The 24,130-nt window shown below is 70.1% G+C and carries 11 protein-coding genes, 3 pseudogenes and 2 riboswitches; of the genes and pseudogenes, 9 read left to right on the plus strand and 5 right to left on the minus strand.

Features of this window, described 5'->3' with window-relative positions:
* The first annotated feature begins 236 nt into the window (after positions 1–236).
* The 3 genes and pseudogenes from ACZ7N4_RS13850 to ACZ7N4_RS13860 all read left to right on the plus strand — a co-directional run.
* Positions 237–7,778, plus strand: a complete 7,542-nt coding sequence (locus ACZ7N4_RS13850; protein WP_471357722.1) for an SDR family NAD(P)-dependent oxidoreductase — start codon at positions 237–239, stop codon at positions 7,776–7,778.
* A gap of 544 nt (positions 7,779–8,322) precedes the next feature.
* Entirely contained in the window at positions 8,323–9,636 is a 1,314-nt protein-coding gene (locus tag ACZ7N4_RS13855; RefSeq protein WP_471357725.1) for a class I SAM-dependent methyltransferase, read from the plus strand.
* 101 nt (positions 9,637–9,737) lie between these two features.
* A pseudogene (locus tag ACZ7N4_RS13860) lies at positions 9,738–9,843 on the plus strand (hydrophobic protein); the annotation flags it as partial.
* A gap of 920 nt (positions 9,844–10,763) precedes the next feature.
* On the opposite strand, the gene ACZ7N4_RS13865 reads toward ACZ7N4_RS13860, so the two are convergent.
* Positions 10,764–11,864 (minus strand): IS110 family RNA-guided transposase, encoded by a 1,101-nt coding sequence (locus ACZ7N4_RS13865; protein WP_471357728.1) that lies wholly within the window; start codon positions 11,862–11,864, stop codon positions 10,764–10,766.
* 489 nt (positions 11,865–12,353) lie between these two features.
* A riboswitch (cobalamin riboswitch) is annotated at positions 12,354–12,577 on the plus strand.
* Positions 12,578–12,699: 122 nt separating this feature from the next.
* Here ACZ7N4_RS13865 and ACZ7N4_RS13870 point away from each other — a divergent pair.
* A pseudogene (locus tag ACZ7N4_RS13870) lies at positions 12,700–13,029 on the plus strand (acyl-CoA thioesterase); the annotation flags it as partial.
* A 291-nt stretch (positions 13,030–13,320) separates the two neighbouring features.
* Here ACZ7N4_RS13870 and ACZ7N4_RS13875 read toward each other — a convergent pair.
* Positions 13,321–14,754 (minus strand): short-chain fatty acyl-CoA regulator family protein, encoded by a 1,434-nt coding sequence (locus ACZ7N4_RS13875; protein ID WP_471357732.1) that lies wholly within the window; start codon positions 14,752–14,754, stop codon positions 13,321–13,323.
* A gap of 381 nt (positions 14,755–15,135) precedes the next feature.
* On the opposite strand from ACZ7N4_RS13875, the gene aceA reads away from it, so the two are divergent.
* From aceA to metE, 4 genes are all read left to right on the plus strand, one after another.
* The gene (gene aceA, locus ACZ7N4_RS13880; protein WP_471357734.1) at positions 15,136–16,419 is read left to right on the plus strand and encodes an isocitrate lyase; all 1,284 of its coding nucleotides are present in this window, start codon (positions 15,136–15,138) and stop codon (positions 16,417–16,419) included.
* A gap of 115 nt (positions 16,420–16,534) precedes the next feature.
* Positions 16,535–18,127: a malate synthase A gene (gene aceB / locus ACZ7N4_RS13885; protein ID WP_471357736.1), complete on the plus strand. Its 1,593-nt coding sequence runs from the start codon at positions 16,535–16,537 to the stop codon at positions 18,125–18,127.
* Complete coding sequence (locus tag ACZ7N4_RS13890) at positions 18,124–18,993, plus strand: 3-hydroxybutyryl-CoA dehydrogenase (RefSeq protein ID WP_471357739.1); 870 nt, start codon at positions 18,124–18,126, stop codon at positions 18,991–18,993. Before aceB ends, ACZ7N4_RS13890 begins: the two co-directional genes overlap by 4 nt.
* A gap of 193 nt (positions 18,994–19,186) precedes the next feature.
* A riboswitch (cobalamin riboswitch) is annotated at positions 19,187–19,415 on the plus strand.
* Positions 19,416–19,583: 168 nt separating this feature from the next.
* Complete coding sequence (gene metE / locus ACZ7N4_RS13895) at positions 19,584–21,902, plus strand: 5-methyltetrahydropteroyltriglutamate--homocysteine S-methyltransferase (protein ID WP_471357742.1); 2,319 nt, start codon at positions 19,584–19,586, stop codon at positions 21,900–21,902.
* Between the two features lie 88 nt (positions 21,903–21,990).
* On the opposite strand, the pseudogene ACZ7N4_RS13900 reads toward metE, so the two are convergent.
* Positions 21,991–22,173: pseudogene (locus ACZ7N4_RS13900) on the minus strand (citrate/2-methylcitrate synthase); the annotation flags it as partial.
* 118 nt (positions 22,174–22,291) lie between these two features.
* Between ACZ7N4_RS13900 and ACZ7N4_RS13905 the strand changes: the two are divergent.
* Positions 22,292–22,912 carry a histidine phosphatase family protein gene (locus tag ACZ7N4_RS13905; RefSeq protein ID WP_471357744.1) on the plus strand — a complete coding sequence of 207 codons (621 nt, stop codon included), beginning with the start codon at positions 22,292–22,294 and terminating at the stop codon, positions 22,910–22,912.
* Here ACZ7N4_RS13905 and ACZ7N4_RS13910 read toward each other — a convergent pair.
* Both ACZ7N4_RS13910 and ACZ7N4_RS13915 read right to left on the minus strand, forming a co-directional pair.
* Entirely contained in the window at positions 22,891–23,229 is a 339-nt protein-coding gene (locus tag ACZ7N4_RS13910) for a hypothetical protein (protein WP_471357746.1), read from the minus strand. The genes ACZ7N4_RS13905 and ACZ7N4_RS13910 overlap by 22 nt on opposite strands.
* Positions 23,230–23,376: 147 nt before the next feature.
* The gene (locus ACZ7N4_RS13915; RefSeq protein ID WP_471357749.1) at positions 23,377–24,129 is read right to left on the minus strand and encodes a CbtA family protein; all 753 of its coding nucleotides are present in this window, start codon (positions 24,127–24,129) and stop codon (positions 23,377–23,379) included.
* Position 24,130: the final 1 nt, after the last annotated feature.

Raw genomic sequence — 24,130 nt, forward strand, 5'->3', positions numbered from 1 at the left:
CCTCAGTTCACCCGCAGTGGTGAACGCATCGAGGCAGTCGCCGCAAACCCCGAATGGTACGAATGCCTTCGAAACACCCGGACATCGCTCGTCGTGTTCCCACGTATGCAGTAACGCGTGAAGGGGACCGTCCCCTCACTCCTTAAGATCGCGGAGGTTCGGCGACGAAACACACCGCCGGCCCCGATCGCATGCAGCTCGCCGCTGCTTCCCACTCATTCGTGCAGGAGAACTCCGTGGCTGTGGCCCCCGCATACCCCGACAGCCAGGCCGTGGCGATCGTGGGCGTCTCGTGCCGAATGCCAGGCGGCATCTCGGGTCTGGACGACCTTTGGGAGGCGTTGCGCGCGGGACGCGACCTGGTCGGCGAGGTACCGCCCGACCGTTTCGACGCCGAAAGGTTCGTCGACGCTGAACGGCGCAGGAACAACAAGAGCTACACGGCCGCGGGCGGTTTTCTCCAGGACGTGACCGGTTTCGACAACACCTACTTCCAGCGGGTGTCACCGCGCGAGGCCGCGCGCATGGACCCGCAGCACCGGCTGCTGCTGGAGATGGCGGTCGAGGCACTGGACGATGCCGGCATCGACCAGGCCGCCACCGCGGGCTCTGACACGGCGGTGTTCGTCGGTATGTCGAGTCACGACTACGCCGACCTGCAGTCCACCGGCGGCGACGCACCCAACGCGTACACGATGGCCGGCCTTGCGGCCACCAACGCGGCCAACCGTATCTCGCACCTGCTCGATTGGCACGGGCCGAGCATGACGGTGGACACCGCTTGCTCATCGGCCCTGACCGCCTTGCACCAGGCGTGCGAGACGCTGCTGACGGGCCGGGCCCGTATGGCGCTGGCAGGAGGAGTAAGCGTCCTGCTCAGCCCGTTCGGCTTCACCGGCTTCTCGGCCGCCTCCATGCTGTCGCCGACCGGCCGCTGCCGCGTCTTCTCGGCGGAAGCCGACGGCTACGTACGCGCGGAAGGCGGAGGCGTCGTGGCGCTCAAGCTCCTGTCCGACGCGCTCAAGGATCGCGACCGCGTCCACGGGGTGATCCTGGCGAGTGGCGTCAACAGTGACGGCAGCACCACCGGGCTGGCACTTCCCAGCGCGCAGGCGCAGGCGGCACTGCTCGAACAGGTCTACGCCCGAGCCGGTGTGAGCGCCGACGACCTCTCCTACCTGGAGGCCCACGGCACCGGTACACCGGTGGGCGACCCGATCGAGTGCGACGCCATCGGCCGCGCTCTTGGCGCCCACCGCACCGTCGGGCCGCTGCCGATCGGATCGGTCAAGAGCAACACCGGTCACCTGGAGGCCGCCTCCGGTATGGCCGGACTGATGAAAGCACTGCTCGTCCTGCGGCACCGTCGCATCCCGCCGACCCTGCACGCGCAGCCGCTGAGCCCGCATATCGACTTCGGGGGCTGGCGACTCGACCCGTGCACCGAGGCCAGGTCGCTGCCCGGGCAGCGACCGGTGGTCGGTGTCAACTCCTTCGGCTTCGGCGGTTCCAACGCGCACGTCGTGCTCACCGGTGCGCCGACGGCTCCCGTCACCACCGACCACAGTGAGCAACCCCCAGGACTGCTGCCGGTGGTGGTCTCGGCGTGCACCCCCGAGGCACTGGAGGCAGCGGCCACCCGCATGGGCCGGCGGCTGCTCGGGGAAACCCCTGAGGGCTTCTACGACGCGGCGTGGACGGCCGTACGCCGTCGTACCCTGCACCCCCATCGGGCGGTGGTCCTGGCGCGCGACGCCCGGCAGGCAGCCGAAGCGCTGGAGGCCGTCGGTCAAGGGGCACTGCCCCTGCCCGCCGGCACCGCCACCGGGCATGCGGTGGCGGACGGCCGTGTGGTGTTCGCCTTCGGCGGCAACGGCTCCCAGTGGGCCGGCATGGGCGCGGACCTGCTGAGCGAGGAACAGGTCTTCAGGGACGCAGTCGACCGGGTCGACGACGCACTTCGTCCTCACTTGGGCTGGTCGGTACGCGAGGAGATGGCGGCGGCGGACCCGGTGCGTGTCGAGGCCACCGAGATCGCCCAGCCGCTGCTGTTCGCCTTCCAGATCGGTCTGGTGGAACTGCTCAAGTCCCGGGGCATCCGACCGGCCGCCGTCCTGGGCCACAGCGTCGGTGAGATCGCCGCCGCCCACGTCGCCGGTGCTCTCGACCTGCCTGCTGCCGCCCGGGTGGTCGCCGAGCGCAGCCGAGCCCAGGCGGTCACACGTGGCCGGGGCCGGATGGCCGCCGTCGGCCTGTCCGCAGAGGAAGCGGCAAAGGAACTCGCTCCCTACGCCGGCACGCTGGAGATCGCCGCCGTTAACGGCGAACAGGACGTCACCATCTGCGGTCCCGAGGAACAACTCCGAGCCCTGGGCGCCGACCTGGAAGTGCGCGCGGTCTTCTTCCGCATGCTGGACCTGGACTACGCCTTCCACAGCCAAGCCATGGACCCCGTACGGGACGGCCTGCTCCAGTCGTTGGACGGGCTGCGTCCCGACAGCGCCGCTCTGCCGTTTGTCTCGACGGTCACCGGCGCGGTCTGCCCAGGTGAGGAGCTGGAAGCCGACTACTGGTGGCGCAACGTCCGCGAGCCCGTTCTGTTCGGGCCGGCCCTGCGTACGTTGCTCGATGACGGCTACGACATCTTCGTCGACATCGGCCCCCACCCCGTCCTTCGGCCCTACCTGCGCAAGGCGACCAAGGAGCTGGAACGCCCAGTGCTCGTGACAGCCACCTGTGCCCGAGCCGTGCCGGGGCCGGCCGCCGTCGACACCGCGGCGGCACAGGTACTGGCCGCCGGGGCCCTGACCCATGAAGACGCCTTCTTCCCACGGCCCGGACGCATGAGCGACTTGCCGGCGTACCCCTGGCAGCGAGAGCGGCGCTGGCACGGTGACCCGCAGTGGTGGCTGCGCGTCGCCGGCGAGACCTCCCCCGTTCAGCATCCCTTGCTGGGGGCACGCGTCTCCGTCGAGCAGCCGGCCTGGTCCAACCTGGTGGAACCCTCCCGATTGCCGTGGCTGGCCGACCACCAGGTCGCAGGCGCCGTGGTCATGCCCGCCGCCGCCTATCTGGAGATGGCCCTTGCCGCGGGAGGACTCGTCCACGACGCCCCGGTCGAGGTGAACCATCTCCTCATCACCCGTGCCCTGGACCTGCCGTGGGACGACGACGCCTCCGACGTCCGCGTACAGGTCTCCCTCAGCGAAGGCGACCAGGCCCTGACGATCGCCGCGCGTACCGGCGACGACCGTCCTTGGCAGCAGTACGCTCGCGCCCGCGTCCGACGCCTGCTGGCTGCCGCGCCGCCCTCCGTCGACCTCGCCGACCTGCGCTCGCGTCTGCACACCCACCTGGAGGTCGCTGAGCACTACGCCCGTGCCCGGCGCGCCGGCCTCGTGTACGGTCCGGCCTTCCAGGTCCTCACCGAGCTGCGCCGGGGTGAGGACGAAGCCGTTGCTTCCTACACTCTGGGCGAAGCTGCGGACGGCTACCACGTCCACCCGGCCCTGCTGGACGGTGCTCTCCAAGCGGGCGGGTGCCTGACCAGCGTCGACGGCGAGTACCTGCCGTTCCTGCCGGTCGCCGTCGAAGCCCTGCGCCTGTGGCGCACCCCGCCGCGAGCCGGCGTGATCCACGTACGCCTGCGAGACAGCAACCCCCAGGAGACCTGCTGGGACATCACCTTGTCCGACACCGACGGCCAGGTCTGCCTCCAGCTCACCGGCTGCCGGCTGCGCCGCATGGGCAACACCCCCACCGAGCCCGTCCAGCACCTCGTCAACGTGCTCCGTGCCGCCCCGGGGGCCGCCGACCCGGCAGGCCCCACCCCCCTGCCCTCACCCACCGACCTGGTGCAGACGTGTCTGCCCTACCGCGACCGTCTGGAGCGGACCTGGCGCGAGGAAGGGCACGACATCGGGCTGCAGCGTCTTCGCGAGTGCTGCGCGCGCCTCACCGCCGACGCGTTCGCCCAACTGCTGCCCGCAAACCAAACCGAGTTCGACGTCAGTGACCTGGTCGCCGGCGGAATGCTCCCCCGGCACACCCGTCTGGCCGAACTGCTCGCCCACGCCACCCGGGGCCTGCTGCGTCAGACCCGGCAAGCCGCGGAAGGCCGCCCCGCACGCTGGCGTCTGCCCGACTCCGACGGCCCCCCGCCACTGGAGCGGTTCCAGCAACTCGTGGACGACTTCCCCCAGCATGCGGTGGAGACGTCCCTGTTCGGCCGGTGCTGCCTTCACCTGGCCGATGTACTGCGCGGCAAGCGCGATCCGTTGACTCTGCTCTTCGACGAACCCGACCGCCATCTGATCGAGTACTTCTACAGCGACGCCGTCCAGCCCCGCTTCCACAACCAGCTGCTGCTCGCCCTGGTGCGCGAGCAGGTCCGCGCCTGGCCCGAGGACCGGCCGCTGCGCGTTCTTGAGGTCGGGGCGGGCACCGGCAGCAGCACGGCTCTGCTCCTGCCCCACCTGCCGCCGGAGCGCACGGCGTACACCTTCACCGATCTGTCCGCCGGTTTCTTCCCCTCTGCCAAGGCCCGCTTCGCGGACTTCGACTTCGTCGACTACCAGTGCCTGGACCTGAACCAGGACCCGGCCGAGCAGGGCTTCGCCGCGGCCTCCTTCGATGTGGTGATCGCCACCAATGTCCTGCACGCCACGCGGGACCTGCGCGCGACCCTGACTCGCATCACCCACCTCCTCGCCGACGGTGGGCAGCTCCTCGCCCACGAGACCCACGAGCCCGGTCTCCTGGCCCCCTGCTTCGGCACGCTCGAAGGTTTCTGGGACTTCACCGACGCCCCGCTGCGATCGGACTCTCCTCTGCTGCCGGGTGACGCCTGGCAGCCGCTGCTGCGCGAATGCGGCTTCGACGAGGTCGCCCAACTCGGACACGACCGGTCCCGACCGGAACTCGAGTACTCGGTGCTCTGCGCCCGCCGCGCGGCACGCACCACCGTCGCCGCCCCTGCCACGCCGTCGGCCGCCCCGGAAACGCGATGGCTGCTGGCCGGAGAAGCCCCCGACAGCCGCCTGGTCCGGGACCTCGCCGACATCCTCATCCACGCGGGCGCCGACGTCCAGGTCACCGGTCTCGCCCAGACGCCTCGGCACTGGGCGCAGATTTCGGCTGAGCAGCAACTCCCGACCACGGTACTGGTCTTCGACGCTGACGACGACGGCGGCAGTCCAGCCGAAGTCTGTGACCGAGCGGCCGCCCGGCTCGGTGTGTTGCGGGAGCTCGCCGGAACCGGCTCGCACCTGTCGGCCGGGAGCACGGCCAGCCTGTGGATCGTCACCCGGCCCAGTGGCATCCACCCCGCCCCCGAGCGGCCTGGCGCTCCTCAGGACGCGGCGCTGTGGGGTGCGACGCGTTCCCTGGCCAACGAGATCCCCTACTTGACCGTCCGGCGCATCTCCCTGGACGCCGGGCCACAGTCCGTCGACGACGCCCGGCGCCTGGCAGCCGAACTACTCGACCCCACCGACGAGGACGAGGTTGTCCTCACCCGCGGTGGCCGCTTCGTCCCGCGCACCATCCCCCAGGCCGCGTCCGCCACAGCTCCCGACACCCCCGACGCGACACCCTTCACCCTGCGCCTGCACGACGCCGGTCTGCGCCCCCGGCTCACCTGGGTTCCCGACCGACCACAGCGGCCCGCGGACAACGAGGTCACCATCGCCGTCGCAGCGGCCGCGCTCAACTACCGTGACGTCATGCTCGCCGTGGGCCTCCTGCCCCCGGGCGCGGAAGCGCCACTGCCGGACGGACCGGCCCTGGGCCTGGAATGCGCCGGCACGGTCACTGCCGTCGGCGGCGACGTCACCCACCTGTCACCCGGCGACCGCGTCTACGCGCTCGCCCCCCGCAGCCTCAGTTCCCACGTGACCGTCGACGCCCGCCTCGTCGGGACCGTCCCCGACGGCATGGCGTTCACCGAAGCCGCCACCCTGCCGGTCGTCTACTTCACCGTCCACCATGCCCTCGAACGACTCGCGCGTCTTCAGAGGGGAGAAACCGTCCTCATCCACGGTGCCGCCGGCGGCATCGGCCTCGCCGCGCTCCAACTTGCCCGAGCCTCGGGCGCCATCGTCATCGCCACCGCCGGCACGCCGGCCAAACGCGACCTGCTGCGCATGCTCGGGGTGGATCACGTCCTGGACTCCCGCACCCTGGACTTCGCCGAGCACGTCCGCGACCTTACCGGCGGACAGGGGGTCGACATCGTCCTCAACTCCCTGGCGGGAGAAGCGATCAGCCGCAGTCTGGAACTCCTGCGCCCAGGCGGGCGTTTCCTGGAACTCGGCAAGCGCGACATCTACACCTCCACGCCGCTGGCGTTGCGACCCTTCAGCAACAACATCGCCTTCTTCGGCATCGACGCCTACCAGCTCATCGCCGGCCGCCAGCCCCAGGCCGCGACCTGCTTCGACGAAACAGCACGGTTGATCACGGACGGGACGTACCGCCCCCTGTTGCACTTGACCTACCCGGCCACCCGAATCGCCGAGGCACTGCGTGTTCTGCAACGCTCGCGCCACCTAGGCAAGGTCGTTATCTCCTTCGAGGAACCTCCGCCCCTGGAGCACCCGTCCTCGCCAATGCGGCTCTCCTCGCAAGCCACCTATCTGATCACCGGCGGACTCAGCGGACTCGGCGCAGCCCTCGCCCACCGTCTCGTCGACCACGGCGCACGCCACCTCGCACTCGTGGGCCGCCGGGGCGCCGACACTCCCGGCGCCTCCCAGCTCATCCAGTCCCTCGCCGAGCGCGGCGCCACCGCCACCGGCTATACCGCGGACGTCACCCGCGAAGAAGACCTGCGCCGGACACTCGCCGCCATCGACACCGGTGGTCAACCGCTGGGCGGAGTGATTCACGCCGCGATGGTCCTGGACGATGCCCCGCTCGCCGAACTCACCGACGAACGTCTGCGCACCGCTCTGGAGCCCAAAATGCTCGGCGCGGCCACCCTGCACGCACTCACCCGCGACCGCGACCTCCACCTCTTCGCGACCTGCTCGTCGGTCACCGCCTGGTTCGGCAACGCCTACCAGGCCAACTACACCGCCGCCAACGCCTACCTCGAAGCGCTCACCCGCAACAGGCGCGCCACCGGCCTGCCCGGTACCACCGTGGCCTGGGGCGCCGTCGGGGACACCGGCTACGCCGCCCGACACGGCATTACCGAGATGCTCGCCCGTCTCGGCCTGGACAACCTCACCCCCGCAGAAGCCTGCGCGGCACTCACACACGCCATCGCACAGGACATCGACGTCAGCGCGGCAGCGAGAATCGACTGGGCCCGCATCCGCAGCATGATGCCAGCCGTGCAGACCCCACGCCTCGCCGGCCTCATTCCCCTGCACACCCCCCAGGACGACGGCCCCGACCAACTGCGCCACCGCCTCGCCACCGCGACCCCCGCGGAAGCGCTCGCACTGGCCGCGGACGCCATCACGCAGGTGCTGGCCGACATCCTGCAGACCGACCCCGCCCGACTCGACCGCGACCGTCGCCTGGACCAGCTCGGCCTCGACTCCCTCATGGCCGTCGAAGCCGTCATCGCGGCCCGCCGCCGGCTGGGCTGCGAACTGCCCACTCTGGAATTCCTCAACGCCCAGGGCATCACCGACCTCGCGCGCCGTGCGCTGATCCGCCTCGGCCACCAGGCTCCGACCGTGCCGGGGCCCACCGCGCCGAGTCCGACCGTGCCGTCGCCTACCGTGCCGGCGCCCGCCGCGCCCGTTTCGAGCGCTCCCACCCACTGAATGCTTGGCAGATGCTCTGAGCAACCGTTTGGCGACGACCTGGGGATCATGCACTGGGTTCTCCTTCGAAGCGCACAGTCACGACGATCGGAATGCGAATCGTGCAACCGACCGGACTACAGGCCCCGCCGCTGCGAGCCGCTTCGTTCAACGATCACCGCGGGATCGCGGTCACGCCCAAACGGCGCCCCGCACGGCAGCGGCAGTCATGCGCTGGCGGGCAGCGTCTCGATGACGCCCCGCGCAAGACACGTCAGCGCGACGGCGGCAGGCCGTCGCATGGGCAGCATGACCGTGCCCTATGAGGTGAGGCGGTCGTTGTACAAGGAGTGGAACCGCTGTTGTCGGCGCCTGGGCTCCTTGTAGCTGGCAGCACCCGCAGAACACTTCGAGCACCACGCGTCTACCTGCCCATTGCTGCACGCGCGCATCACAGCTGTTGTCCGTCCCGGTCTGAGTAGCCAGGACGGGACGCCACGCGGCTGCGACAGCTCGGTGCAGCCCGCGCTGGTCGCGCGTCATCGTCTGTTGAATACGGAGGATCATGATCCGAGCAGAATGCTCAGGGGTCGCCCAGCAGGTCGCCGCCTTTCTTGAGACCGCGTTGGGGGTCGCGCCCGACTTCGGGATCCGGGCTTGGGACGGCACTGTAGTGGGCGCCGGGCTGGGGTCGACTCTGGTGCTGAAGGACCCTCGCGCGGTACGGCGGGTGCTGTGGCGCCCCGGGCAACTCGGAGCCGCCCGCGCGTTCGTGGCCGGAGAGGCCGTCGTCGAGGGGGATCTGGTCGCCGTCATGCGGCAATTGGGGTCGATCTTGGGCTCGTCCCGGCCGGATCTCGTGCGTGCAGCCCTGGCGTCACTACGTTTCGGCTTGGACCGGCGAATTCTGGGGCGACCGGCTGGGGCCCCCTCCGTGGAGGTCCGACCTTCCCGTGGCGCCCGCGCCGTCCGCCACCACTACGACATCGGTGACGACTTCTACCGGCTTGTCCTGGGACCGTCCATGGTCTACTCCTGCGCCTACTGGCCGCATGGGGCGGACCTGGCCGGCTATGGGCTGGACGAAGCACAGCACTCCAAGCTCGACTTGATCTGCCGCAAGCTCGACCTGCGACCCGGGATGCGGCTGCTGGACCTCGGCTGCGGCTGGGGCAGCTTGCTCCTGCACGCCGCCCGGCACTATGGCGTGGACGGCGTGGGCGTCACCCTCTCACCCAACCAGGCGCGACTGGCCGACCGGAGAATCCAAGAAGCCGGCCTGGCGGATCGGTTGCAGGTGAGACTCCAGGACTACCGGGAAGTTCAAGACGGCCCCTTCGACGCCGTGGCCAGCGTCGAGATGACCCACCACCTGTCGCGGCGCGGTCAGAACGAACACGCTGCCGCTCTGGCGCGGCTGGTCGCACCGGGCGGACGGGTGCTCAGTCACGAAATGTGCATCCTGCGGCCCGGCCGACGCCTGATGCGCAGTCCATTCATGCTCCGTTACGTCCATCCGGATCTCAACCCGGGCGAGATCGGCCGCAGCGCGCTGAAGGCGGAGCGGTCCGGCCTGGAAGTGCTGGACATGGAGAATCTCCGGACGGATTTCGCCCTGACGCTTCGGGCATGGCTGGACCGGCTGGAAACGCAGCGCGAGCGAGCCATCGAGCTCGTCGGCTCCGAGACAGTTGCCGTATGGCGGCTGAACTTCGCCATCGGTCTGCTGTCCTGCGAGGCGGGCCTGGTCAACCTGCAGCACCTCGTCTGCGTTCGTCCCCACCCCGTCGGCCGACGGATCTTCACATCCCAACCGTGCACCTATCGACGTCCGGCTCCATCCGGTACAGGCGCGGCGGAGACGGCGCCGGTCGGCTGAGGTGCAGGCAGCCACACGCACGTGCGGAGTGGCCCCGCCGCGCCTCCCCAGTACGGCGCAGCGCGGGCTGTCCCGTCGACGGGCTGGTCACTACAAGACCCAAGATCCTTTGGTGGGTGGCCCTCGCCGTCCTGGTCGTGTGGCTGCTCGGTTTCGTCATGCGATCCACCAGCGCCCGGGGGGCGCGGCCGCTGGTATCGATGGTGACCTGACCACCCATCACGCCCGCAGGGACCGTACCGGGCGGTACGGTCCCTGCGGGCGTGATGGGTGAGCGTCGGGCGGGGGCCGGTTTGCAATATCGGACCGAAGGTGCCCCAAAAAAGGGAAATCTGTCCAAGAATTTTTTCCAATGCCTTGCTATGCCGAATGGCCGCCGGCCGAGGACCGCGCACCTTCACGTTCCAACAGGCGTCTGCAGAGGCCCTTCGCGGACTCGCACACTCCCCCCTCTGGGGCTTGGCGCCCCGTACACGACGTCCGTCGAGGAGGACATCGGCGCCATTCGGCTTCCTCTCTTCGCCGACGAACTGGTCGGCGGATCGAGTCCAGGGCGACCGCTACAACGAGCACCACATGCCCCTGGTCGACAAGTTGCCAGACACGTGAGGCAGGAGGCGGGCGGCAGCGATGTCGGCGGCTGACGCGCCCTCATGGCAGGGAGGTACACCTTGCAGATGCTTTGCGCGGGCGAAGGCTACGCCCCGTCAATCACGAAGGGTCGCCGACGGCATCCACCAAGATGTGTGTCATCACAGCACCGTCGCATCGAGTGCTCAGTCGAGGAGAACCCGAGGGGTACGGTGCCGCGGCTGGAGCTGCAGCGCACCCACTCTGGATCCCCCGCCGGCCGCTTTTGCAGGGGCTTGCCGTCGAGCGCCCCTCTCACGCGTCTGTCACGAACTACGCCGACTCCCCCGGACCGCGATGCCCTGACCTGCTATTACGCACCCGCCCTGGACTGACGTGGACGCCCATAGACGGTCTCTACAACCTGTGCCATGTGGTACCCAGTGAGGGACCCAAGATCAGGACCGGAGCGTCTTCTGGCCCGTCAAAGCGGTATTGCAGGGTGTTCGGGGGTGTCTCACTCACGCCCCAGACCCTCTCACGTCTCACGGACGCCCCTATAACGCGGGGGCGCGGGAAACCGGTCTGACCAGGTTGAAGACCTCGCGGGCTGCGTATCGCTTGAGGCATCGGATGATCTCGCGTCGGGTCTTGCCTTCCTGAGTGCGGCGTTCGTAATACGCCTGGGTGCGCGGGTCGTGGCGCAGACGGGTGAAGACGATGCGGTGCAGGGCGGCGTTGGCCTGCCGGTCGCCGCCGTGGTTGAGGCGGCGCGTGCGCCGCCGGCCGGAGGAGTACTCGATGGGGCTGACTCCGCAAAGGGCAGCAAAAGACGCCTCGGTGTTCAGCCGCTCGGGATTGTCTCCCATGGTGATCAGGAGAGTGACTGCGCTGTCCGGGCCGATGCCCACCGGTACGAGTAGCTGTGGGGCGTGGTGTTCGACAAGCCGGGTCAGGCGCTGGTTCAGCTCGGTGATCTGCACGGTGAGCTGCTCGATGCGCTCGGCGAGCATGCGTAACGTCAGGTGGGTGGCCTGGGCCACCGCGTCCTCGTCTCCCCCACCGCCGGGTAGGCCGAGACGTGCGCAGGTGCGGAACAGCTCGCGGTTGCCCAGGCTGGACAGCCGTTCCCGCAGGGCGGGATAGGCGATGACCAGGACGGCTTTGAGCTGGTTGATCGCCTGGGTGCGGGCCTTGACCGCGGAGTCCTTGGCGAGCTTGAAGATCCGGGCGCTGTGCACCGGACCGTCGCCGGATTTCGCCCGGGCCCGGGCGCGGCCACTGAGCACGGCTCGCGCTGAGGCCTGGGCATCGAGCGGGTCCGACTTGCCGAGCAGACGGCGGACTGACCGGTCGGGCCGGTTCACTTCGAAGACCTGAATCTGCTGGGCGAGCAGGTAGCGGGACAGGCCCGCGCCGAATGTGCCGGTGCCCTCTACCCCCGCTCGACGCACCGTCCCCCGCTTACGGGCCCACACAAGCAGCTGCCGGTAGCCGGCCGCCGTTGCCGGGAAGGACTCGGTTCCCAGAACCTTCCCCAGCGGGGAGATCACGGCCGCGACATGCACCTCGCCGTGCGTGTCCACGCCCAGGACGACCTCGCCCGGCACAGGAGGATCCGTGCAGGTGGGGGAGGTGCTGCGCTGTCTGGTCGTCATGGTGATTCGCCTCTCCCGCGGGTGACGTGCTGGGTGGATGGCACCGGCCCGCTCGGACGGTCTGAACCGTGATGGCGCGTGAACTCGGCAAGGCCCCTATTGGGACACGCCCTGTGGCTCGGTGGCAGGCGGCATCCCGGAACGGCAGTCGACAGGTCCGTGACTGGACACTTCGGTCATAGATCTCACGAGTCAGACCCCCGTCCGGGACGGCACTGCGCAACCGTCCCATCGATTCCGGGACAACGGCCTGACCCGACCACAGCCGGACGACCTCATCGGAACAGGTACTCAACCTGCCCTGGAAGGGCCGACAATGAGTCAATTCTTCGTCAGTTCCTGATCGGTATCGACGGACGGCCTGTGACCCGTCGTACGTGCGGACACGGACGGAATCTCCCCTGTTCGATGTGCGGCGGCATCGCGCCGAGGGGTCTGGTCGGCAGGTAACTGGAGGCGCCAAGGATCGGCGCCACGAGCACGGCCCGTAAGCTGGCCCGTGCAGCTGGTTCGCCCCGTCCGCCAGGCGGGATGCGTCGCAAGAGGGAACCCGGTGAAAATCCGGGACTGCCCCGCAGCGGTGAGCGGGAACGACCGCCGTCATACGCACTGGGCCCGAGGGCCTGGGAAGCGACGGCCAGTAGGAGTCCTCCTCGTTGAACGACGAGGACGTGCTCGCGAGTCCGAAGACCTGCCACCTGCCCGCGCCGCTATGTGTGCGCGGTTACGCCCCTGCCGCGACTCGCGAAGGAGAGTTGACGTGGCCGACCGGAACGCCACTCTGTCCACCCCCACGAAGCGCCCGGCCGACTCCCGGGTGACGCTCGCGCACATCATGAGCGAGCACGACACCAACCTGTACGGCACCATTCACGGTGGCGTGGTGATGAAGCTGATCGACGACGCGGCGGCGGCCGCCGCCGGGCGGCATGCCGAGGGGCCGGCGGTGACCGTTTCCGTCGACCGGATGACCTTCTTGGCCCCAGTGCGCGCCGGCGACCTACTCACGGTGCACGCTGAGCTGGAACGTGCGGGGAGGACGTCCATGACGGTCGGGGTCAGGGTGACCGCCGAGCGGTGGAACGCCGCCGGTCCCGGCAGCGAGGTCGCCACCGGGCGGCTCACGTTCGTCGCCATCGATGCCGACGGCAGGCCCCGTCGCGTGTCGGCCCTGGCAGAGGCTGGAGCCGGGTGAGGGCCCTCACCCGCCGTTTCCGCGCACAGCGGCTGCGGGGATGACACCGGGGAAGCAGGTCCGTTGTGCCCTGCGGGTCCGTGCCGCTGCGCGTCACGTCGCGTCCACGAAGGTTCAGCTCGGCAGGTGTCGCCACGCCGTTCGGGCTGACGTCTCCCCCACCATGCCTTCGGCTTGGAACGGGACCGAAATGCCGGGATCTGCCGGTAGCGCTCGGCCCCTCGACGGCGTGCATCGTGTGGTCGTTCTCCGACGCCGGCCCTACGCCCGGGCCGCCCCGCGATCCGATGGGGCGTCGGGGCCGATCACCGGGTAAGGGACGAAGGTGCTGCTGTCGGGGTCGATCCGCAGGGCGCGGCCGAGCGGCGGTGCGGCGCGTTGGGGGCAGGCGAGGCGTTCGCAGACCCGGCAGCCCATGCCGATGGGCGTGGCGGCCGGGGCGTTGTCGAGGTCGAGGCCGTCGGAGTAGACGAGGCGATGGGCGTGGCGGATCTCGCATCCCAGGCCGATGGCGTACGTCTTGCCGGGCTCGCCCCACGCACCGCGGTGCCGGGTGATCGCTCGGGCCGTCCAGAGGTACCGCTGGCCGTCGGGCATCTCGGCGATCTGGACGTGGATGCGGCCGGGGGCGGCGAACGACTCGTAGACGTTCCACAGCGGGCAGGTGCCGCCGGCCCGTGAGAAGTGGAACGCGGTCGCGGACTGGCGTTTGGACATGTTGCCGGCCCGGTCGACCCGGACGAAGGAGAAGGGCACGCCGCGCTGGCGGGGGCGTTGAAGGGTGCTCAGGCGGTGGCAGACGGTCTCGTAGCCTACGCCGTAGCGGTCGGTGAGGCGCTCGATGTCGTAGCGGAACTCCTCGGCCGCCGTGTGGAAGGCGGTGTACGGCAGGATGAGCGCGGCGGCGAAGTAGTTGGCGATGCCGATGCGGGCGAGCGCGTGGGCGGGTGAACCGGGTTCGAAGTCCTCCTCGGCCAGCCTGCCCAGGCCCTCGTCGTACTCCAGCAGGGCGAGCTGCGTCGCCATGCGGAAGGCACGCTGGCCGGGCCGCAGGCGCGGGGACAGGTGGAGGGTGCGAGTCCGCCGGTCGTAGCGGTGCAGCCGTTCGCCCGGCTCCGCGGCCAGGTGAACGCCATGAGATCGGGCGAGCCTGGCCGTGAGGGCCCCGATCACCTCGCCGGGCCGTACTCCGATCTCGTCGGCCAGGTGCTCGGCGGCGAGGTCGGTCTCGTGGAGGTAGTTCTGGCGACGGTAGAAAAAGTCCCGGATCTCCTCGTGCGGCGACGGCGCGGTGCCCCGGTCTCCGTCCCGGCCGTCCGTCACTCCGGCCAGCCGCTCGGACAGGAGCTGGTTGCGGCGGCCCAGTTCGACCAGTACCTGGGCGACCGCGGGCATCCGGGACGCCAGGTCGGCCAGATCGGACTGGGTGACCCTGGCGGCGGTGATCTCTCCCGTCAGCGCCTCGCGCAGGTCGGCCACGAGGCGGGTCGTGTCGCGTGCCGAGAAGAACCCGGGGTCGACGCCGTAGGTCTCGGTCAGCCTGAGCAGGACCGGCACGGTGAGCGGACGGGAGTCGTGCTCCATCTGGTTCAGATAGCTGGGGGAAAGGCCCAGAGAACGAGCGAACTCCGCTTGGCTCATTCCGCGTTCCTCACGCAGTCTCCGCAACCGCGCCCCCGCGTAGGTCTTGCTCACCGCCCGTTCCTCCCTGCCGGGGATTTGGTCTGGTGATGGTACGGGATCAACTGGTGGTAGGAGCATTCGCAGACTTGGCAGAACGCTGCCCGAAGATTCGCAGAAGTTGGCTACTGTCCAAGCTTGATGGCACTGAGTGCCAGTGTCAGAGTCATAGTGCGGCCCGCCGGACCCGGCAGACGCCTCTCGGGACCGGGGCACGATTCACTGCCCTGACGTCGGAGCCCCGGGCATCCGCGACGTCTGCGCCCGGCAGCATTGCTCACCTTCGTCTCCCGGGATGACGGCGGGCCGCATCACAGCGATTCGACACGCAGTGCCACACCCGTCGCAGGACAGGCGGAATTGGCAATCTGCACAAACCGAGAGACGGTGACCGTCATGGCACAAGCGAGGACGCAGACAGCCGAGGAACTGGCCCGACGCTGGGCCACCGACCCCCGGTGGCAGGGCATCGAGCGCACCTACAGCGCCGAGGACGTCGTCCGGCTCTCCGGCAGCGTCCGCGAGGAGCACACCCTGGCCCGGCGCGGCGCCGAACGGCTGTGGCGCCAGTTGCACGAGCAGGACTACATCCATGCCCTCGGCGCGCTCACCGGCGGACAGGCCGTCCAGCAGGTGAAGGCCGGTCTGCAGGCCATCTACCTGTCCGGCTGGCAGGTCGCGGCCGACGCCAACCAGGCCGGCCACACCTACCCCGACCAGAGCCTCTACCCCGCCAACTCCGTGCCGCAGGTGGTGCGTCGGATCAACAACGCGCTGCTGCGCGCCGACCAGATCGCCACCGCCGAGGACGCCGGCGACACCACGGACTGGCTGGCGCCGATCGTCGCCGACGCGGAGGCCGGCTTCGGCGGTCCGCTGAACGCCTTCGAGCTGACCAAGGCGATGATCGCGGCCGGTGCGGCCGGCATCCACTACGAGGACCAGCTCGCCTCGGAGAAGAAGTGCGGCCACCTCGGCGGCAAGGTCCTGGTGCCGACCTCCCAGCACATCCGCACCCTGAACGCGGCCCGCCTCGCCGCCGACACCGCCGACGTGCCCACGGTCATCATCGCCCGCACCGACGCGCTCGCCGCCAACCTGCTCACGACCGACGTCGACGAGCGCGACGCCGAGTTCGTCACCGGCGAGCGCACCGCCGAGGGCTTCTACCGCGTCCGCAACGGCATGGCGCCCGTGATCGCCCGCGGCCTGGCCTACGCCCCGTACGCCGACCTGATCTGGGTCGAGACCGGCACCCCTGACCTGGGCCAGGCCCGCGAGTTCGCCGAGGCGATCCACGCGCAGTACCCGGACCAGATGCTCGCCTACAACTGCTCGCCCTCCTTCAACTGGAAGGCCGCGCTGGACGATGACCAGATCGCCAAGTTCCAGCGGGAGCTGGGCGCGATGGGCTATCGCTTCCAGTTCATCACCCTGGCCGGCTTCCACTCCCTCAACCACGGCATGTTCGACCTCGCCCGTGGCTACGCCGAGCACGGCATGACCGCCTATGTCGACTTGCAGGAGCGGGAGTTCGCCGCGCAGGCGCAGGGCTTCACGGCCGTCAAGCACCAGCGGGAGGTCGGCACCGGCTACTTCGACCTGGTCTCCACCGCCGTCAACCCCGCTTCCTCGACGACCGCGTTGGCCGGTTCCACGGAGGAGGAGCAGTTCCACTAGGCCGGCCCTTCGGGACCTGTCCGGTCTGCCCCGGGTGTCCGGGGGTCGTACGACCGTCCCGGTCCGACCCCCGCATCCCGCACCCGCCCGCCCCGCCCTGCCCGCAGGAGAAGCGATGTCCACCAGCGCCCTGACCCACCACGTCCGCGTTCTCGCACCCGTGGGCGATCGTCACGACGAGATCCTCACGCCCGCCGCCCTGGACTTCCTGGGCCGCCTGGCCGCAGCCTTCGGCACACGCCGGAGCGACCTGATGAGGGAGCGCCGCCGGCAGGTCCTGCGGCTGGCATCGGGCTCCCCGCTCGACTTCCCGATGGTTACCTCCGCCATCCGTGCCGACCGGACCTGGCGCGTCGCGCCACCCGCACCAGGGCTGACCGACCGCCGCGTCGAGATCACCGGCCCGCCGGACCGCCGGATGACGGTCAACGCCCTCAACTCCGGGGCCAAGGTCTGGATGGCCGACTTCGAAGACGCCACCGCACCCACCTGGAACAACGTCATCGACGGCCAGCTCAACCTGCTCGACGCCATCGAGCGCCGCATCGACTTCACCACACCCGGCGGCAAGGAGTACCGGCTCGGCCAACAGCTCGCCACTATCATGGTTCGGCCGCGCGGCTGGCACCTGGACGAGGAACACCTGGAGTACGAAGGCCGCCCCGTGCCCGCCGCACTCGTCGACTTCGGCCTGTACTTCTTCCACTGCGCCCAGCGGCAGATCGACGCCGGGCACGGCCCGTACTTCTACCTGCCCAAGCTGGAGAACCGCTACGAGGCCCGCCTGTGGAACGACATCTTCGTCACCGCCCAGGACCTGCTCGGCATCCCCCGCGGCACCGTCCGCGCCACCGTCCTCATCGAGACGATCACCGCCGCGTTCGAGATGGAGGAGATCCTCTACGAGCTGCGCGAGCACAGCGCCGGCCTCAACGCGGGGCGTTGGGACTACCTGTTCAGCGTGATCAAGACCTTCGGCCACCGCACCGACTTCCTCCTGCCCGACCGCGCCAAGGTCACGATGACCGCCCCCTTCATGCGCGCCTACACCGAACTCCTCGTGCGCACCTGCCACCAGCGCGGCGCCCACGCCATCGGCGGCATGGCAGCACAGGTGCCGGACAAGGACCCGGCCGCCCACGAGGCGGCACTCGCCAAGGTCCGGCTGGACAAGGAACGTGAGGCGGAAGACGGTTTCGACGGCTCCTGGGTCGCCCACCCCGGCCTCGTCCCCGTCTGCCGCGAGGTCTTCGACGACGTCCTCGGCGAACGCCCCCACCAGATCGACCGGACGCGGGACGACGTGGAGGTGACGGCGGCCGACCTGCTGTCCGTGCGGCGCATCAGCGGCCCCCCGACCGCCGAGGGCGTCCGCACGAACATCGCCGTCGCGCTGCGCTACTTCGCCGCCTGGCTGCGCGGCCAGGGCGCCGTCGCCCTGTACGGGCTCATGGAGGACGCGGCCACCGCCGAGATCGCCCGGGTGCAGGTCTGGCAGTGGCTGCGACACCGGGTGATCGACCGGGAGACGGTCCTCGCGCTGCTCGACGACGAGGTCGCCGTGCTCGGGGCCGAGTATCCCTGGGCAGATGTCCAGGAGGTCCGCGCGCTCTTCGAACGGACGGCTCTGGCGGGCGAACTTCCTCTCTTCTTCACCCCTGACGCCTACAGCCGGCACCTTGTGCGCCGGACGGGGGCCGGAGCATGAGCGGGGTCATTCGGCGCGTCGGTGTCGTGGGCGGTGGTCAGATGGGCGCCGGTATCGCCGAGGTGTGCGCACGGGCCGGGCTTGACACCGTGGTGTGCGAGGTGGACGCGGTCGCGGCCCGAGCCGCACGGGACCGGGTGGCGGCCTCGCTGGACCGCGCCGTACGGCGGGGCAAGCTGGAGCAGGCTGCCGCGCAGGACGCCCTCATCCGGCTCGTCTTCACCGGCGATCTGGAGGACCTGGCCGACCGGCAGCTCGTCGTCGAAGCCGTCGTGGAGAACGCGGACGCCAAGACGGAGGTGTTCGCCGCTCTCGACAAGATCATCGAGGACCCTGCCGCCGTTCTCGCCACCAACACGTCCTCCCTCCCGATCATGCGGCTCGGCATGGCCACGAGCCGCGCGGACCGGGTCGTGGGACTGCACTTCTTCAACCCTGTCCCCGTGCTGCCACTGGTGGAGGTGGTGACATCGCTGCATACATCGGCCGACACGACCGCCATCGTCGAGGAGTTCGCGGCCCGCGTCCTCGGAAAGTCCGTCATCCGGTCCCGGGACCGGGCCGGGTTCGTCGTCAACGCGCTGCTCATCCCCTACCTTCTGTCGGCGATCCGCATGGCGGAGTCCGGCTTCGCCACGGCCACCGACATCGACACCGGCATGGAGCTGGGCTGCGCTCACCCGATGGGCCCGCTGAGGCTGGCGGACCTGATCGGCCTGGACACCGTCGCCTCGATCGCCGAGTCGCTGTACGCCGAGTTCCGGGAGCCGCTCTACGCGCCTCCGCCGCTGCTCCAGCGGATGGTGGAGGCGGGACTGCTCGGCAGGAAGACCGGCCGGGGGTTCCACACCTACGACCGGGTCTGAGGGCCTGGTACGACGCGGGGGCTGAGGGGCTCGCGCCGCCGCAGGGGTGAGGGTCCCCGCGCGGCGTGACAGGGGAAGGGCGGGAAGCGCGTGTGCGGCGGGCTTCCCGCCCTGTGGCCTGCCCGGCGCGATGTGGTCCGCCTCACCATCCAGATGATGGACGTCCCGCTCTCTTCCCTGACGGTGACACCGTAGGCTGGCCGGTGCAGCTGGTTCGCCCCGTCCGCCAGGCGGGATGCGTCGTAAGAGGGAACCCGGTGGGAATCCGGGACTGCCCCGCAGCGGTGAGCGGGAACGACCGCCGTCATACGCACTGGGTCCGAGGAGGGCCTGGGAAGCGACGGCCAGTAGGTGTCTCGTACGACTTCGTACGACGAGACGTGCCCGCGAGTCCGAAGACCTGCCAACTGCCCGCGTCCGGACCACCCGTGCGCGGACATCCCGGTGACCTCGAGGGCGGGTCGGCGAACACACCAGGCGGAGGACCGCGCCTTGCCGGCGCCGGCTCGCGTCCGTCCGGTTCCGTCACCCCTTCGCGCTCTCGTCCCGTCCCCGGGATCTCAGGGATTCATCTCGCGAAGGAGATCTCCGTGAACACCAAGCCCGCAGCCGCGGCAGCACGGGCCACCGTGTACGGCTACCCCCGCCAGGGACAGAGCCGGGAACTGAAGAAGGCGATCGAGGGCTACTGGAAGGGCCGCGTCACCGCCGACGCCCTTCGTGCCACCGCCGCCGACCTGCGCCGTACGAACTGGCAGCAGCTCGGCGAGGCCGGCATCGACGAGGTGCCCGCCGGCGACTTCTCGTACTACGACCACGTCCTGGACACCACCGTCATGGTCGGCGCGATCCCCGCACGCCACCGTGAGGCCGTGGACGCCGATCCGCTCGACGGCTACTTCGCCATGGCCCGCGGCACACAGGACGTCGCACCGCTGGAGATGACCAAGTGGTTCGACACCAACTACCACTACCTGGTCCCCGAACTCGGCCCGGACACCGTCTTCGCCGCCGACGCGACCAAGCAGGTCGCCGAGCTGAAGGAGGCCCTGGCCCTGGGCCTCACCGCCCGGCCCGTGCTGGTCGGTCCGGTCACCTACCTCCTGCTGGCCAAGCCCGCACCCGGCGCCCCGAGCGACTTCGAGCCGCTCACCCTGCTGGACCGCCTGCTGCCGGTGTACGCCGAAGTCCTCGCCGACCTGCGGGCCGCGGGCGCTGAGTGGGTCCAGCTGGACGAGCCCGCCCTCGTCCAGGACCGCAACCCGGCCGAACTCAACGCAGTCACCCGTGCCTACCGTGACCTCGGTGCCCTCCCCGACCGGCCCGAGCTTCTCGTAGCGTCCTACTTCGACCGGCTCGGCGAGGCCCTCCCGGTACTCGCCAAAGCCCCGGTCGAGGGCCTGGCCCTGGACTTCACCGGGGCCGCCGCCGCCAACCTGGACGACCTCGCCGCCGTCGGCGGTCTGCCCGGAAAGCGCCTGGTGGCCGGAGTCGTCAACGGCCGCAACATCTGGGTCAACGACCTGGCCAAGTCCCTCTCCACCCTGGGCACCCTGCTCGGACTGGCGGACCGCGTCGACGTGGCCGCCTCCTGCTCCCTGCTGCACGTCCCGCTCGACGCCACCGCGGAACGGGACATCGAGCCGCAGATCCTGCGCTGGCTCGCCTTCGCCCGGCAGAAGACGCGCGAGGTCGTCACCCTCGCCAAGGGCCTCGCCCAGGGCACCGGCACGATCACCGCCGAACTGGCCGCCAACCGTGCCGATCTCGTCTCCCGGGCAGGCTCGCCCATCACCCACGACCCGGCCGTGCGCTCCCGCGCCGCCGCGGTCACCGACGCCGACGCCCGCCGCTCCCAGCCCTACGCCGAACGCTGCGCGGCCCAGCGCGCCCACCTCCGTCTGCCCCTCCTCCCGACCACGACCATCGGGTCCTTCCCGCAGACCGGTGAACTGCGCGTGGCACGCGCCGGCCTGCGCGCCGGCAGCATCGACACGGTCGGCTACGAGGAACGGATCAAGGCGGAGATCGAGGAGGTGATCACCTTCCAGGAGAAGACCGGCCTGGACGTCCTGGTGCACGGCGAGGCCGAGCGCAACGACATGGTCCAGTACTTCGCCGAGCAGTTCACCGGCTACCTCGCCACACAGCACGGCTGGGTCCAGTCCTACGGCACCCGCTACGTCCGCCCGCCGATCCTGGCCGGTGACATCTCCCGCCCCGAGCCGATGACCGTCCGCTGGACGACGTACGCACAGTCGCTCACAGACCGGCCGGTCAAGGGCATGCTCACCGGCCCGGTCACCATGCTCGCCTGGTCCTTCGTCCGTGACGACCAGCCCCTCGCCGACACCGCCCGACAGGTCGCCCTGGCCCTGCGCGACGAAGTCAATGACCTGGAGGCGGGCGGGACGTCGGTGATCCAGGTGGATGAACCCGCACTGCGCGAGACTCTTCCCCTGCGCGCCGCCGACCGGGCTGAGTACCTGGCCTGGGCGACCGAAGCCTTCCGCCTCACCACCAGTGGGGTTCGCCCGGACACTCAGATCCACACTCACATGTGCTACGCCGAGTTCGGCGACATCGTCCAAGCGATCGACGACCTCGACGCCGACGTCATCAGCCTGGAGGCCGCCCGCTCCCACATGCAGGTCGCCCGCGAACTCGCCGCCCACAACTACCCGCGCGAGGCCGGCCCCGGTGTGTACGACATCCACTCGCCTCGCGTGCCGAGCGCCGAGGAGGTGGCGGACCTGCTGCGCACCGGTCTCCAGGCCATCCCCGCCGAACGGCTCTGGGTCAACCCCGACTGCGGTCTGAAGACCCGCGGCTGGCCCGAGACACGCGGCTCCCTGGAGAACCTGGTCGCCGCCGCGCGCACCGTCCGCGCCGAACTGTCTGCCTCGTAACCTGACCGGACACGGAACGGGGCCGGGGCGCCACGAGCGCCTCGGCCCTGCGCTCTCCGCCGGACAGCGCGCCGGCAGCCATGTGTCCCTACTCGGCCGTCGGCACCGCCCGCTGGCCCGGCCCTGCGTACGAGACGAGAGAGCGGATCAAAGCGTTGCGGGCGAGTTGTTCGGTGATGTGGGCGGTCCAGCCGGTGACGCGGCTCATCACGAAGATCAGGGCATCCCGCATGATGGGCACGCGGGAGTCGCCGTGCTTGTAGACGCGGTGGTACCGAGAGGGCCTATTCAGGCCGTCCAGCAGGCCGTGCACACTACGACCGCGACCCGGCAGTCCCGCAAGGCGGTGGGCACCCACGCCCCATGACACCGACAGCAGGAGCAGCCCCGTGACCAGTCGCGTCACCTTCGTCTCACCGGCCACGAGCCCATCACTGCGAACGGCCCGGTTCTACGACGGCGACTCGATCGATGACACCGGCACGGCTCGCGCCCGTGCGGGCGCCGGGTCACTGTCCGTGCCCGCGCGCGTGGTCGTGTCCCCGAGTGCGCGCTGTCGGCAGACGGCGAGCGCCCTCGGCCTCGACGGCGGAGAGACGCCGGAGCTGGCCGGGCTGGACGTGGGCCGCTGGCGAGGCCGCACGCTGGAGGCGGTGGCGGCTGCCGAACCGGAAGCCGTGGCCCACTGGCTCACGGACCCGTGCAGCGCACCGCACGGGGGTGAGTCCGTACAGGTCCTGTGCGAGAGGCTCTCACGGTGGCTGGAGGGAGCGGGGACTTTCGAGGGTCGTGTGCTCGCTGTGGTCGAGCCGGAGGTGGTGCGGGCGGCGATCACACAAGCGTTGGACCTACCCGCCACTGTTTTCTGGCGCCTCGATGTGCCACCGCTCACGGTGACCGAACTCAGCGGCCGAGCCGGGCGCTGGAATCTGCGGCTCGGACGCCCCCTGGCCGTGCCGGACGTCGACTGGGACTCACCTACCGGCGCTCAGGGCTCTGGGGCCCGGTGACGGCGCAGCAGCGCCGCCAACTCGCACCGCAGGCAGGCGCCAGCAGCGTTCGTCCGGGTGGCCGGGCTTTCGGGGCAGGTCGTCGACGATGTGCGGACCTGCCCGCTGCATCCCTCCCCCTGTGCGGCAATCAGTGCCTCCAGGTCGCGGAGCAGTTGTTCGGTGCGTTTGGCCTGCTGGGCGAGGACCCGCACCCGGGCGCTCTGGCCGCCGATCTGCCGTCGGCTGGCTATCAGTTGGTCGTATTCCTCCCGGGTGAGGGCGACCGCCTCGCGGCCACCGAGGGTGATATGGCGCGGCTGGGGGGTTTTGGCCACTCGGTTCCTCCGCTCATCGGCCGGGTGGTCCGCGTAGGGTCGGGCTGCACTACCGAGCCGTACTCACTCTTCCGTCGGACTCGGTGTCCGGAGAACGCCAGAAGGCCCCCGGTTGGTTCCGTAGGGCCCTCTGTTGTCCGGAAGGAATCAGTGCGCGGCCGGAACCGCGCGGCCGCTCGCGGCTGCCGCCGGCTTCGGGTTCAGCAGGCGTTCCGCCAGTTCGCCGAAGAGCAGGCCGAAGCCGGCCCACATCGCGGTCTGGATGGCCAGTGCGGACAGCCGGAACCGCCACAGCAGGGCGGCCGGAAAGTCCTTCGGCACCTCGTTGATGACGGGCAGGAACTCGTAAGCCAGACCGATCACGACGGCGAACGCGGTCACCGCGACCACTGTCGCCCACCAGGTGCCGAGTCTGGGCGCCAAGCGCTTGCCCAGGAGGGTGGCAGCGACCGCGAGGAGGACGCTGAGCAGCATCATCAGGAAGTACAGCGTGGTCCGCTTGCCGATGGTGTCGGGATCGCCGACCGACGGCGGATTCGCCGGGTACTTCAGGAAAGGCACGACATAGACGGCGAGCAGAGCGCAGCCGGACAGCAGCAGCGCGGTCGCCCGCGGGCTGAAGCGGCCCACGCGGCCCAGGGCGAAGCAGTACGCGAGGGCGGCGATGCCGCCGAAGGCGACCCCGTAGACGAGGACGCCGGTGGCCAGGCCTGCGGTGGACTGCAGGGAGCGGGAGACGACTTCCATCTCGTGCTCGTGGGAGTGGGCGTCCTCGAAGGCGATCGCCTTGTCGACGCTCGGCTCACCGAGGAGGTAGGCGACGACGAGGGCGAGCACGCCGGCGGCAAGGCCGGCGAGCATGCCCCGCACGAGGAGGTTTCTTACCGTTACGGATCTCATG

Source organism: Streptomyces sp. NPDC107654, assembly GCF_055639035.1.